Here is a 12,456-nt window from a genome sequence, read left to right on the forward strand (position 1 = left end):
TCGAAGGGGAGACGAGCAACATGCCTCTGGGGGACTCCGAAACAGGAGATGAGCAGTTCCGGTTTCTCGAACTGCTGGCGACAGAGGCACCGCTGGAGGAATTCGATGAGCGGATTCGCCACGCACATCGGCGCGGTGCGACTCCGGAGGAGATCGAGCGGCTCACCCGGGCCAAACAAATGTCGTTAACCGTACACGAGTTGTTCAGTCGTCGGCAGCAGCGCGAGGCGGGCCTGGCCGCGCTGGTGGACACCGCTCGGGAACTCACCCTGCCGTATGAACTGGATGCGCTGCTCAAGGTCATCACCAGACGTGCCCGGCGGCTGCTGAATCTGGACATGTCCTGGGTGACTCTGAATGACCCCGCGGACGGGAATTCGCGGGTACGTGCCCCGGACGGCCACGCCTCCTCGATCACCGTGGGGTTCCGGATACCGGATGACGGCGGCATCGGCAATGAGGCGGCGCGGAGTTCCGCACCGATGTGGACGTCCGACTACCTGTCCGATGAACGCTTCGCGCACTCCGAGTTCACGGACAAGGTCACCCGGGCCGAGGGTCTACGCGCGTTCATGGTCGTTCCGCTGCTGGACGGCAACTCCGCGACGGGTGTCCTGTACGTCGCAGGACGCAATGTCCGGCACTTCACGCCGGAAGAGGTCACTCTGATGGCGTCGCTCGGAGACTTCGCGACGATCGCCATCGAGAAGGCCCGATTGCTCGACCGGACCCGGGCGGAGGTCTCCCAGCTGGAGCAGAGCGCCGCGCGGGCCAGGGGGTCCTCGTCCAACGCTCAGCAACTGCGGGACGTACAGAGCGGATTGATCGACGTCGTGCTGCAAGGCCGCGGGTTGCGGGCGCTGGTCACCGAGGCCGCCCAGCAACTCGGAGGGTCTCTGCTGGTCCGTGACCCGGTCGACAAGCCGATCGTCGGGGTCGGGGATTTCCCCCCTCTTGACGAAGCGCAACTCCTCAGCGCGTCGCTGGACGCCCACGACAAGGGCGAAACCGTGCAGACCGCCGACGGCCGGTGCATCCACCCGATCACCGCCGGCAAGGAGAACCTGGGCACGCTCGTGTTCCATGTGACGTCTCCGCCGACCGACTACCAGGTGCGCTTGCTGCCGTCCGTCGCCCAGTCGGTCGCCGTCCTCCTGCTGATGCAGCGCAGCACCGCCGCCGCCGAAGGCCAGGTACGTGACGAGCTCTTCAACGACCTGCTCAGCGCCACCCGGCAGACCGCGCAGATCGAGGAGCGTGCGCACCAACTCGGGATGAAGCTGGAAGATCCCCACGTCATTGTGATCGCCAGACCTGAAGGCGGTGTTCAGGGCAGAGCGGTGGTCTGGGCCTCCTCGTACGCCAACCGCTTCGCCGGTCTGAAGCGGGTGGACAGCGGCTGCGTCGGCTTTCTGCTGCCCGGCTCCGACGCCGAAGGCGCTGCCGCGGCCGTCGCCAGGGAGCTGACCTCGGTACTCGGTCAGCCGGTGACCGCGGGCGCCGCGGGGCCGGTGACCTCACCGGCCTCGGTGCTGCACACCTACCGGGAGGCCGAGCGCTGTCTGGACGCGCTGACGGTCCTCGGCGGTGTCGGCACCTCGGCCTCGCCGCAGCAACTCGGCTTCCTGGGGTTGTTGCTCTCCGACAACCGTGATGTCGCCGGTTTCGTACGCACGGCGATCGGACCGGTGCTCGATTACGACACACAGCAGAGCACCGACCTGCTCCGCACGCTCCAGGCGTATTTCGCCGCGGGAAACAGCCCCACCCGGGCGGCCGAGGAACTGCACGTCCACCCGAACACCGTCTCGCGTCGCCTGGAGCGCATCACCGAACTGCTCGGCGCGCACTGGCAGGTTCCGTCCAGGGCGCTGGAGATCCAATTGGCTCTGCGTCTTCAGGGCGCCCGGCACACGCTTGCGAAGCAGCGTGAGATGTCGGCGAAGAGCACTCGGAAGTAGCGCAGTAACGGCGTCCGTACTGCCCCGGCCACTCTTCGGTCCTCGTCCGGCCGGCGGTGGTGAGTTCACCACACTGTGCGGAGAACCGCAGGCCGACAGGGCTTCACCTGCCTGACGTGGTGGCCCGGCCACCGTTCCTCCGCCGAAGTATGGGCCCGCATCACCTCCTCCTGGGGCCTGCGGACGGCCAGTGTTGATGTCGTCTCAGGCAGAAGAAGCGGAGTGGATGAGCGCCGTCGCATACGCGCACCCCACGAGATGAGTGCGTCGATCCACTGGCGCCCTTTCCGCCAGTGGAATCAACTCGAAGGGGGGCGTGATGGGCGTGCGCCGCAAGGAAACGGTCGGCATCCTTCTCGCGGGAGGCCGGGGGGAGCGGGCCAAACCGATAACGCTGAAGTCCGCGGACTACATCCGCAGCAAGGCCCTCATCCCGTTTGTGGGGCGCCGTCTGGTCGAGTGGGTTCTCGACGCCTGCCGGGAACAGGGGATCCGCCGGTTCTACGTGGTGGCTCAGGGCCTCGAGAACCGCAACCAGATCAAGCTGCTGCTGGGGCACGGCGAACGTTACGGCGTGGAGATCAGGTATTCGCGCTCGCGCTTCGACCGGTACAACGTCGGCTCGGCGGGCGCGACGCTGCACAACATGGAGCAGTGGGATCTGAAGGGCCAGGCCCTGGTGCTCCCGGTGGACTCCCTCTTCGACTTCGATCTCGAGTCGATGGCGCGGACGCACGCCGAGCGGAACGCCGCGGTGACGGTGGCCGCAGTGGCCAGGACGCCGGAGGAGATCGCCGCCAAGTACGGGGTCATGCGCACCGACGAGAACGGCATGATCGAGGGATTCGTGGAGAAGCCCGGTCTGCCGAGGCTGCTCGAGCTGTTCCCGCAGTCGGCAGCCGATGCTCGGTCCACCCTGCCGACGAACGCCGGCATGTACCTGGTGGACTGCGATCAACTGCGGCTGCTGGCCCGCGACCCGGAACTGTTCAGGCAGTCCCACCAGCAGCTCGACTGGGGCGGCGATCTGCTCCCCTGGCTGGTGCGACGGAGCTTCCCGGTGGCCGCCCACACCATTGGACGCCTCGGAGACCTGGGGAACGTCCCTGACTATCTGGACACCTTGCACCGGGTGCTCGACGGCGACTACGAGCAGATGAACCGGCTGATGGACGCCCCGGATGAGGCCCCTCACCTGCGCTGGATCCACGAGAGCAGCCTGCGGGCCAAGGACGATGTCACCGGAACGACCCTCGCGCAGAAGATCGAGGAGGGTTCCGTGGTGATAGGGCCCGGAGTCCGGATCGGCCGCGAGGTGGAGATCGGGCCGGGTGTACGGCTGGAGCATGCGGATATCGGCGATGGAGCCGACATCCGGGAGTGCGCCACTCTGACCAGATCGGCCTGCGGCGAATCCGCGGTCGTCGGTTCGTTCGCCGAGATATCCGACTCCTATATCGGCTCCATGGCCGAGATCGCATCCGACCGGTACCGCCCGCTGCGGCTCGAGGAGTACTCGGCCATAGGCGATGGCGCAGCTCTCTGGCCCGGGTCGCGATTCTGTGGGGTCACCGTTTATCCGAAACTCCGGTTGCCACTGCTCACCGGAGTCCCTGCCGAGACCGAACTCAGAAGCTCTGACGACATTCTGCGATGGGTGTGATGGCGAGCATGCGGGAGATTTCGATGGACAGGCCGATCGCGGTGATAGGCGGCGCCGGCCGCGTCGGTGGTCTGGTGACGCGCCGACTGGTGGAGGAAGGCGCGCGGGTACGGGTGGTGAGCCGCAATCCGGGACGCACCCCGCACCGGCATCTCCCCGGGGTCGAGCTGCACCAGGCAGATGTCCGCTACACGGACGCCTTGCCGGCCGCGCTGGCCGGCTGCGGCGGTGTCGTCTACGGCGTGGAGCCGGGCACGGCCGACTCCGGTCCCAACTGTCCCGAGGCCACGATGTACGACGGTGTGCGCAACGTACTGGCCGCCGTCGCCGAACACGGTGAGCGTCCCCACTTCGTGCTGATCAGCCAGATCTTCGTGACACGAAGGGAACACCCGATGAACGCCTACGGCAGGCTGCTCGACTGGCGGCTCCGCGGGGAGGACGCGGTGCGTGCCTCCCGGCTGCCCTACACCGTCGTACGGCCCAGCTGGCTCGCCGACGACGGCCTGACGGGCGACCGGGTCCGGCTGGAGCAGGACGACCGGGGCGACGGCTGGGTGTCCAGGGCCGCGGTCGCAGAAGCCTGTGTGCAGGCGTTGCACAGCCAGGAGGCCGTCAACCGGACCTTCGAGCTCTACAACGAACCGGGCGCGGCGCCCACCGACTGGCCGATGCTCTTTCACCGCCTCATACCCGACCGGGTCCTGGAGCAGCCCCGGCTGTAGACCGTGCGGGCCGCCGGCGGCAACGCCGCGACAGAGCGGCCCTCCCCCGAACCCCCGCCGGGTCCATCATCCCCCGTTGCCCGGCGGGCCGCCGGACACCGGGGCCGGTGCGGAGAGCGGCGTCGCACTCCTCGACCGGCCTCGGTGCCCGGGTAACTTGCCACGTCCTAAACATTGTTTCATGATGCATCTTTTTTGTTTGTCCGATTCCATGGAAAGGGCTGGGTAATGGCCGTTGTACGCGATCAGGATCGGCCTGGTGGAATGACGCACGACTACGTCACCGAGTTCATTACGGAGACGCTCGCTTCAATTCCACGAAGTGACCAACGGCGCTGGGGCGACCTGTATGTCAAAGGGCTGCTCTCGGCAGCGGGCCGAAAAACGATGCGCGCGCTGGCCCAGCACGTCGGCGGCAGCAGCGAGCAGAATCTGCATCAGTTCATCAGCAAGTCGCCCTGGGACTGCTCCCCGGTGCGCCAGCAGCTGGCGCGACGTTTCCAGGAGCGGGCGGAGCCGCGGGCCTGGGTGGTCCAGCCGCTGATCATCACCAAGGTGGGCAGGCACTCCGTCGGGGTCGGGAAACAGTTCGTCCCGCAGCTCGGCAGGGTGGTCAACTGCCAGCAGGGAATGGGCATCTGGCTGGCGTCGGACCGGCTCAGCTGCCCGGTGGACTGGCAGCTCTCGCTTCCCGAGTGCTGGACGGACGAGCCCGACGTGCGCAGGCGGGCCGCGATTCCGGAGCATGTGGGGCCCTGCGGACCTGAACAGTGCGCCCTGTCGGCCGTGTCCAGGATGTCGGTCGGGTGGGGCCTGCGGCAGAAGCCGGTGGTCATGGACCTCCGGGAGACCGATCCGCGTCAGGTTTGTGTCGAACTGATCGAGCGGCGCATCCCGTTCGTCGTCAGGATCAGCCCCTCCGCTTCGATCGACACCGTGTCCCCGAGCGCGCTGCGGCGGCCGGGCGGCGCGGGCGACGAGCGCTCGGAAACGCGGGCCGCGCTGGTGTCCGCGCTGCGCCGCCAGGTGCTGCCGGTCGAATGGTTCGATCACTCGACCGGCACGATGCGGGCCACCGCCGTCGGTTCCACCCGGGTCCAGCTGAGGGGCCGGGGCCGCTCGGCATACCGGCAGCCACTGGTGCTGCTGGGGTCCGGGACAGACCCGGGTGACCGGGGACAGAGCGAGCTCTGGCTCTCCAACCTGTCCCAGTCGCAGCCGGGCACGCTCTACCGGACCGCCATGCTCAGCCGGCGGGTCGAACGTGACCAGGCGGAGGTGAGCGATCAGCTGGGACTTCGTGACTTCGAGGGCCGCTCCTTCCGGGGCTGGCACCACCACATGACGCTCGTCTCGCTGGCCCACGCCGTCACCGCGCTCTCGACGACGCCTCCCACCGTGGTCCCCCCTGCGGCCGGGGACCCACTGTCCGCATTCGGAACGCGATCTCTGGAGGCTCCGGCAGCATGACGACGACATCGGACAGTGCGGCCGGCATACCGGTCGCCGAGGTTGCAGGGACCGACCGTTTCGCCGCCGATCTCCGCCGGTTGCTCCCCGGGTGGCTGGGCAGCCGCCGGTGGTTCGCGGGGAAGGGCCGGGAGACTCCTGAGGTCGTACCGGTGCTGGTCACGCTCTTGTGTCCGGGAGATCCCGCACTGCTGCAGGCGGTGATCCGTACCGGCCCGGACGACTGGTACCAACTGCTGATCGGGATGCGGAGCGTACTGCCCCCGGAGCTCGAAAGCGCCGTCATCGGGCGGGGCGGAGATACCGCATCAGGGCCCCTGACGTTCTACGAAGCCACCGAGGACCCTGAACTGATGGGCCGGCTCATCGAGCGCTTCGCCGCCGGGGAGCGGGGTGATCAGGTGGAGTTCCACCGGACGCCGAGAGCGGCTGTCCCGCTGGGGCTGCCCGCCTCGCTGAGCACCGCCGAGCAGAGCAACACATCCGTCGTCTTCGGCAAGAGGATGATGCTCAAAATACTGCGCCGCCCGGTCGTCGGCACCAACCCCGAACTCGAGATGCTCACCGGGCTGCAGCGGGCGGGAGGGGTGCCGAGTGCGGCGCCGCTGGCCTGGATGGACACCTCGCCGGAGACACCGAACGGCCCGATGACACTCGGCATCCTGCAGGAGTTCGTCCCGTCCCGCGGCGACGGCTGGGCCCTCGCCGTCGAGGAGGCGCGGGGGTGCATCGCGGGGGAGTGCGAGGCGGTCGGACCACTCGGCGGCTTCACCGACGAGGCCTACCGGCTCGGCCGGGCCACCGCCGATGTGCACGCGGCACTCGCCGGACAGCTGGCCACCCGGTCACTCGGCCCGGCGGAGGTGGACGAGATGGTCGGGTCGGTGACGGCACGCCTCGAGGCGGCGCTCGACCAGGTCCCCGCGCTGGAGCCCTACGCCGGACAGCTCCGCACCATCCACCAGGACCTGGGTGAGTCCGTGCGACGGGGAAATCCGCTGACCACCCAGCGTATACACGGCGATCTGCACCTCGGCCAGGCGCTGCGAGCCGAGGACGGCTGGGTCCTCATCGACTTCGAGGGCGAGCCCGGACAGCCCCCGGAGGTGCGCCGCCGGCTGCAGCCGGCGCTGCGTGACGTCGCAGCGATGCTGCGCTCCTTCGACTACGCGGCGCACCATGCGCTGGCCGAGGTGCTCGGGATGCCGCCCGGTGAGCAGTCGCCCAGGAACCCGCGCCGGGCCAGGCTGCTGCGCCGGGCCTCCGCCTGGGCCGTACACAACCGACGGGCGTACACCGCGGGTTACGCCGACGCCGGCGGCCTCGACCCCCGCAGCCGACCGCTGCTGCTCCGCGCCTTTGAGGCCGACAAGGCCGTGTACGAGGCGGTCTACGAGTTCCGCAACCGTCCCGAATGGCTGCCCATCCCGATGGCGGCGGTGCGCCGACTCGCCCACTGGCGCCGTCCGCACAGCTGACCGACCGGCCCGGCGGACCCAATGACCCCACGAAGGATGGGAACGATGAGCAGTCGTGTACCGCGCAGCGTCGGTCAGGCCGTCGACTCGGCGGTCGTCGGCGGTGGTCCGGCAGGGCTTTCGGCGGCCATCTACCTGGCGAGGTACAACCGGCAGGTCCTGGTCTTCGACACCGGCCAGGGCCGATCGACCCATCACCAGGTCAACCACAACTACCTGGGGTTCCCCGACGGGGTGGCCACCGTCGACCTGCGCAAGCTGGCCGCCGAACAACTGGGCAACTACCCGAACGCCCGTATCGTCCGGCACCGGGTCACCGATATCGAGGGCAACGCGGAGGGCGGCTTCGTCCTGCACGCGCAAGGGCACACCTGGCAGGCGCGGACACTGGTGCTGGCCACCGGCGTCCTCGACCACTTCCCGCACTTTCCCGGCTGGCAGTCGTACGTCGGTCACTCGATGTTCTGGTGCATCACCTGCGACGGATATGAGAACCGCGGGCGCAGCATCCTGGTCGTCGGCCACACCGACGCAGCGGCCGGTGAGGCGATGCAGCTGCACAGCCTCACCGACCGGGTCAGGTTGCTGACCAACAGCCGCAGCGACGACATCAGTCCGCTCTTCCGCCGCCGGCTCGATGCGGCGGGCATCCAGGTCGTCCACGACCGGATCAAGGAGGCGGAGGGGCGCGACGGCACGCTCCGCGCGATCGTCACCCGTGACGGTCTGCGCTTGGAACTCGACGCCCTCTTCAGCATCCAGGGCGCGACCCCGGAGACACAGCTCGCCCGACAGCTCGGTGTGCACCTGTCCCCCACCGGCTACATCGCAGTGGACACCGAGCAGAAGACCTCGATAACCGGTGTGTACGCGGCCGGCGACGCCACCTCGCTCCATTCCCATCAGGTGACCGCCGCAGTGCACGAGGGCGCCCAGGCGGCGTCGGCGGCAAACTACTTCCTTTATCCGCCCGAGCTCCGGGCGGACTGAGCGTCACTCATTTCAGGGGCGACGACAGGTCAGGAAGTCGTCCAGGGTTCGTTGACCGCCTGACAGGGCGCTGGACATCATTAAGTTGTTCGAATCGGCTGGCCGGGTTTCGGTATGTGCCACGACCTGTGCCACGACCTGCGCAGCCGTATTCCGGAATGCGCTTCTCCGCTACGCGAGTTCTTCATTCGTGGTGGGGGAAAGGGGAAGTTTTCGATGATCCACCAGTTCATTCTGGCGGCACCCAAGCCGGGTATGACCGCGCAGGAGTTTCAGGACTACTGGGTGAATGTCCACGCGGTGCGGTACGCCGCGAAAATCCCCCAGATCAGGAAGTACATGGTCGACACCGTCGTCGAGGTCGAGGGCAACCTCGGTACGCCGGCCCTGCCGCACCAGGGCATCGCGGAGATCTTCCTGGCCAACGGCGAGGAGCAGCTGGCGTCGCTGCAGACCGAGGAGTTCCTGCAGGGTGCCCGGCTGGACGAGCCCAACTGGGCGGCGTTCTGGCAGACCCTCGTCGTGGACACCACGGCGCACGAGATCGTCGCCGGACCGCCGCTGGCCAAGGGCCAGGACTGGGTGAAGCTGACCGTTCTCATCAAGCGGCGTCCCGGTCTGGACCTCGAGGACTACCGCAAGCAGACCCTCGACTCCTATGCGTCGGTGGTCAAGGGCACGCCGGGCCTGCGCCGCTATCTGCACGCACACACCGTGGACGGCGCCTACGTCTTCGGCGAGGCCGGGTTCGACAGCGTCGAGCAGCTGTGGTTCGACGACGTGGCCGCCCTGCAGAACGTCCTGCGGTCGCCCTACTTCACCGGCCAGGTCAAGGCGGCACGGGATGAGATCGCCGACCCGAAGTACGTGTTCTCCATCGCTGCGAGGGAGAACTGGATCATCGGCCCCGAGGCCCGTTGATCCGTCCGATCCGGTGGCTGCGGCGCCGCTCAGCGGTGTCTCGCAGCTCCACCACGGTTCCTGAACCGATTACCGAAGGAGCAGGCGTGGCCAGAAGGAACGCCAAGAAGATCCTCGTGATCCTGTCGGAGTACGGCTACTGGGGCGAAGAGCTCGTCGGCCCTCTCCACCACTTCGACCAGCGCGGTTACGAGGTCGATTTCGCCACCCCGAACGGAAAGCAGCCGCACGCGCTGCCGCCGTCCATGGACCCCGGCTACATCGACCCGCCGCTGGGCCGCTCCGTCACCTCCGAGAAGGTCGCGAAGCTGACCCGGGAGACAGACGAGTCGGACCGCCTCGCCAACCCGATCGACATCGCCGGCTGGCTGCCGGAGCGCCCCTACACCGCGGACGACAACTATCTGCGGAAGCTCGAGGCCTACCACCGCGCGGTCGACGTGGTGGCCCAGGAACTGGACGAGTACGACGCACTGCTGATCGTCGGAGGCAGTGGACCCGTCGTGGACATCGCCAACAACGAGCGGGTGCACCAGATCATTCTGTCCTTCGTGCGCGCCGACAAGCCGGTCGCTGCCGAATGCTACGGCGTCGCTCCGCTGGCTTTCGCCCGTGAGTGGGAGGACCGGAAGTCCATCATCTGGGGCAAGCACGTCACGGGTCACTGCAAGGAATACGACTACAAGGACGGGACGGGATTCCTGGGCACCGATTTCGTCATCGGCCCCCCGCCGTATCCGCTCGAGTACATCCTGCGTGACGCCACCGGACCCGACGGTCGCTACCACGGGAATTTCGGCAAGGAAACCTCGGTGATCGTGGATTACCCGTTCATCACCGGTCGTTCCACCCCCGATTCCTACCTGACCGGCGAGAAGGTCGTCGAGGTCCTCGAGGACGGGCTTCGCCGGTTCGGCTGGTAAATCGCCACCGTTCGGTAAGGCCACCGTTTCCGTAAGGCCACCGTTCCGTATGAGGGACGACAGGATCGAGAGAAGGAAGACATGGCCAGGCAGGGCAATGCGGCGATCATCGAGCAGTTCCTCGCAGACGGAATTCCCTATATGTTCGGCAATCCGGGGACGGTCGAGCAGGGATTCCTGGATGCGCTGGAGGACTATGACGATCTTCAGTACATCCTGACTCTTCAGGAGACGGTCGCGGCCGGTATCGCGGACGGATACGCCCGCGCCACCGGCCGTCCGGCCCTCCTGCAGTTGCACAGCGGGGTCGGCCTCGGCAACGCCATCGGCATGCTCTACCAGGCCAAGCGCGGCCACTCGCCGCTCGTGGTGATCGCCGGCGAGTCCGGGGTGAAGTACGAGGCCATGGACGCCCAGATGGCGGCCGACCTGGTGGCCATGGCGGAGCCGGTGACCAAGTACGCGACCCGGGTCACCGACCCGAACTCGGTGCTGCGGGTGCTGCGCCGGGCCATGAAGATGGCGATGACAGCGCCTCGTGGCCCGGTCTTCGTCTCGCTTCCGCTCGATGTGCTGGACGCGATCAACGAGGAGCCCGTCATCCCGAGCACCTTCCTCGACACCCGGACCGCGCCGGTCCGCCCGCTCGTCGAGCAGGCTGCCGGACTGCTGGCCGGCGCCGAGAAGCCGATCATCCTGGTGGGCGACGGCGTTTCCGCTTCGGGCGCACAGGACGAGCTGGTGCGGGTGGCCGAGCAACTCGGCGCGGACGTCTGGGGGGTCGACTTCTCCGAGGTCAACCTGGACGCCACGCACCCGCTCTACCGTGGCCAGCTCGGCCACATGTTCGGTGAGGTCAGCGCGGCTGCCGTGCGGGACGCCGACGCCGTCCTGATCGTCGGCACCTATGTCTTTCCCGAGGTGTTCCCGGTCCTGACGAACCCGTTCAGCAAGGACGCCAGGATCGTCCACATCGACCTCGACGGTTATGAGATCGCCAAGAACCATCCGGTGACGCTCGGCCTGGTGGCCGACCCCAGGGCCACCCTCGCGGCACTCGGCGACGAACTCGAGGGCCGACTGTCCGAAACGGACCGGGTGAACGCCTTCGAGCGTCTCGAGGCCCGGCGCCGGGAGCAGCCGACGCAGCCGGCCGACGACGGCTCGCTGCTCAGCCACTTCCTGCGCGAACTGGCCGCCCAGGCACCCGAGGACGTCATGGTCTTCGACGAGGCCCTGACCTCGGCAGGGCCGCTCAACGCCCATCTGCCGGGCCGGCTGCCCGGTCACTGGTTCTCCACCCGCGGCGGATCGCTGGGTGTCGGCATCCCGGGGGCCATGGGGATCAAGCTCGCCCACCCGGACAAGACCGTGATCGGTTTCACCGGTGACGGCGGATCCATGTACACCTTCCAGGCCCTGTACACCGCGGTACGCCACCACATCGGCGCCAAGTTCGTGATCTGCAACAACCGCAGCTACAAGCTGCTCGACCTCAACATCGAGCAGTACTGGCGGGAGCGCGGCGTGCCCGAGCACGCGCACCCCTCGCCGTTCGACCTGTCCGATCCGGACCTGGGCTTCGCCGACATCGCCCGCGGTTTCGGCGTCGACGCGCTGCGCGTCGACGAGCCCGGCCAGGTGGCGGACGCCGTCAAGCGGATGCTCGCGGACGACAAGCCGTTTCTCATCGACCTGCGGATCACCGAAGGAGGACAGCATGGCTGACATACCCGCACGGGACGGAGCGCTCACCGGGCGGAAGATCGCGATCTTCGCCGAAAGCGACTTCTACGAGCCCGAAATCGCCTACTACCAGCGCAGGTTCGCCGAAGAGGGGGCGCGCGTCGACTTCGTCACCCGGCTCTGGGGAAACAAGTCGATCACCTTCAGCGGCCATGAGTACCGGGCGCCGCTCACCGTGAACCGCAGTCTCGAGGACCTGGACGACCGCCGGCTGCGCGAGTACAGCGCGCTGGTCGTGCCCTCCGGTATGGTCGCCGACCGGCTGCGCTACACCGATGACATCGAGCAACTGGCCCCGGCCACCGATCTTCTGCGCCGGGCATTCGCCCGCTCGGGCGTCGTCAAGGGGATCATCTGCCACGGGATGTGGCTCGCCTCCTCGATTCCGTACGTGATCCGCGGACGCAAGATCGTCTGCCACAACAACCTGATCGGCGACGTGCGCAACATGGGCGCCAGTTACGTCGACCAGGACGTCGTCGTCGACGGTGACCTGGTCACCGCCCGGACGGGCGACCACTGCCATCTGTTTGCCAGGACCATCATCGACGAGCTCGTGCTCCGAGGGGCGTGACAAGC

At 67.8% G+C, this 12,456-nt stretch carries 10 protein-coding genes; all 10 read left to right on the plus strand.

Going from position 1 to position 12,456, the window contains the following annotated elements; genetic code table 11:
- Positions 1-20: 20 nt before the first annotated feature.
- The 10 genes from AB0436_RS09860 (at position 21) to AB0436_RS09905 (ending at position 12,451) form a co-directional block, all read left to right on the plus strand.
- Entirely contained in the window at positions 21-1,961 is a 1,941-nt protein-coding gene (locus tag AB0436_RS09860) for a GAF domain-containing protein (protein WP_366467228.1), read from the plus strand.
- 319 nt (positions 1,962-2,280) lie between these two features.
- Complete coding sequence (locus AB0436_RS09865; protein WP_366467229.1) at positions 2,281-3,624, plus strand: NDP-sugar synthase; 1,344 nt, start codon at positions 2,281-2,283, stop codon at positions 3,622-3,624.
- 23 nt (positions 3,625-3,647) lie between these two features.
- Positions 3,648-4,349 carry an SDR family oxidoreductase gene (locus AB0436_RS09870; protein ID WP_366467230.1) on the plus strand — a complete coding sequence of 234 codons (702 nt, stop codon included), beginning with the start codon at positions 3,648-3,650 and terminating at the stop codon, positions 4,347-4,349.
- A gap of 264 nt (positions 4,350-4,613) precedes the next feature.
- Positions 4,614-5,819 carry a transposase gene (locus AB0436_RS09875; RefSeq protein ID WP_366467231.1) on the plus strand — a complete coding sequence of 402 codons (1,206 nt, stop codon included), beginning with the start codon at positions 4,614-4,616 and terminating at the stop codon, positions 5,817-5,819.
- Positions 5,816-7,297, plus strand: a complete 1,482-nt coding sequence (locus tag AB0436_RS09880) for a maltokinase (RefSeq protein WP_366467232.1) — start codon at positions 5,816-5,818, stop codon at positions 7,295-7,297. The genes AB0436_RS09875 and AB0436_RS09880 overlap by 4 nt, the downstream gene beginning before the upstream one ends.
- A gap of 45 nt (positions 7,298-7,342) precedes the next feature.
- Positions 7,343-8,287 carry an NAD(P)/FAD-dependent oxidoreductase gene (locus AB0436_RS09885; protein WP_366467233.1) on the plus strand — a complete coding sequence of 315 codons (945 nt, stop codon included), beginning with the start codon at positions 7,343-7,345 and terminating at the stop codon, positions 8,285-8,287.
- Positions 8,288-8,503: 216 nt separating this feature from the next.
- The gene (locus AB0436_RS09890) at positions 8,504-9,208 is read left to right on the plus strand and encodes an EthD domain-containing protein (protein ID WP_366467234.1); all 705 of its coding nucleotides are present in this window, start codon (positions 8,504-8,506) and stop codon (positions 9,206-9,208) included.
- Positions 9,209-9,294: 86 nt separating this feature from the next.
- On the plus strand, positions 9,295-10,131 hold the full coding sequence (locus tag AB0436_RS09895; protein ID WP_366467235.1) for a type 1 glutamine amidotransferase domain-containing protein: 837 nt from the start codon (positions 9,295-9,297) through the stop codon (positions 10,129-10,131).
- Positions 10,132-10,212: 81 nt separating this feature from the next.
- Positions 10,213-11,859 (plus strand): thiamine pyrophosphate-binding protein, encoded by a 1,647-nt coding sequence (locus tag AB0436_RS09900; protein WP_366467236.1) that lies wholly within the window; start codon positions 10,213-10,215, stop codon positions 11,857-11,859.
- The gene (locus AB0436_RS09905) at positions 11,852-12,451 is read left to right on the plus strand and encodes a DJ-1/PfpI family protein (RefSeq protein WP_366467237.1); all 600 of its coding nucleotides are present in this window, start codon (positions 11,852-11,854) and stop codon (positions 12,449-12,451) included. Before AB0436_RS09900 ends, AB0436_RS09905 begins: the two co-directional genes overlap by 8 nt.
- Positions 12,452-12,456: the final 5 nt, after the last annotated feature.

The organism is Streptomyces sp. NPDC051322, from assembly GCF_040689485.1.
In the GTDB taxonomy this organism is placed as follows: domain Bacteria; phylum Actinomycetota; class Actinomycetes; order Streptomycetales; family Streptomycetaceae; genus Streptomyces.

Bases quoted from the DNA above. Each gene is read 5' to 3' on its own strand.
- AB0436_RS09860 (WP_366467228.1), top strand. From the start codon at position 21: ATGCCTCTGGGGGACTCCGAAACAGGAGATGAGCAGTTCCGGTTTCTC.
- AB0436_RS09865 (WP_366467229.1), top strand. From the start codon at position 2,281: ATGGGCGTGCGCCGCAAGGAAACGGTCGGCATCCTTCTCGCGGGAGGC.
- AB0436_RS09870 (WP_366467230.1), top strand. From the start codon at position 3,648: ATGGACAGGCCGATCGCGGTGATAGGCGGCGCCGGCCGCGTCGGTGGT.
- AB0436_RS09875 (WP_366467231.1), top strand. From the start codon at position 4,614: ATGACGCACGACTACGTCACCGAGTTCATTACGGAGACGCTCGCTTCA.
- AB0436_RS09880 (WP_366467232.1), top strand. From the start codon at position 5,816: ATGACGACGACATCGGACAGTGCGGCCGGCATACCGGTCGCCGAGGTT.
- AB0436_RS09885 (WP_366467233.1), top strand. From the start codon at position 7,343: ATGAGCAGTCGTGTACCGCGCAGCGTCGGTCAGGCCGTCGACTCGGCG.
- AB0436_RS09890 (WP_366467234.1), top strand. From the start codon at position 8,504: ATGATCCACCAGTTCATTCTGGCGGCACCCAAGCCGGGTATGACCGCG.
- AB0436_RS09900 (WP_366467236.1), top strand. From the start codon at position 10,213: ATGGCCAGGCAGGGCAATGCGGCGATCATCGAGCAGTTCCTCGCAGAC.
- AB0436_RS09905 (WP_366467237.1), top strand. From the start codon at position 11,852: ATGGCTGACATACCCGCACGGGACGGAGCGCTCACCGGGCGGAAGATC.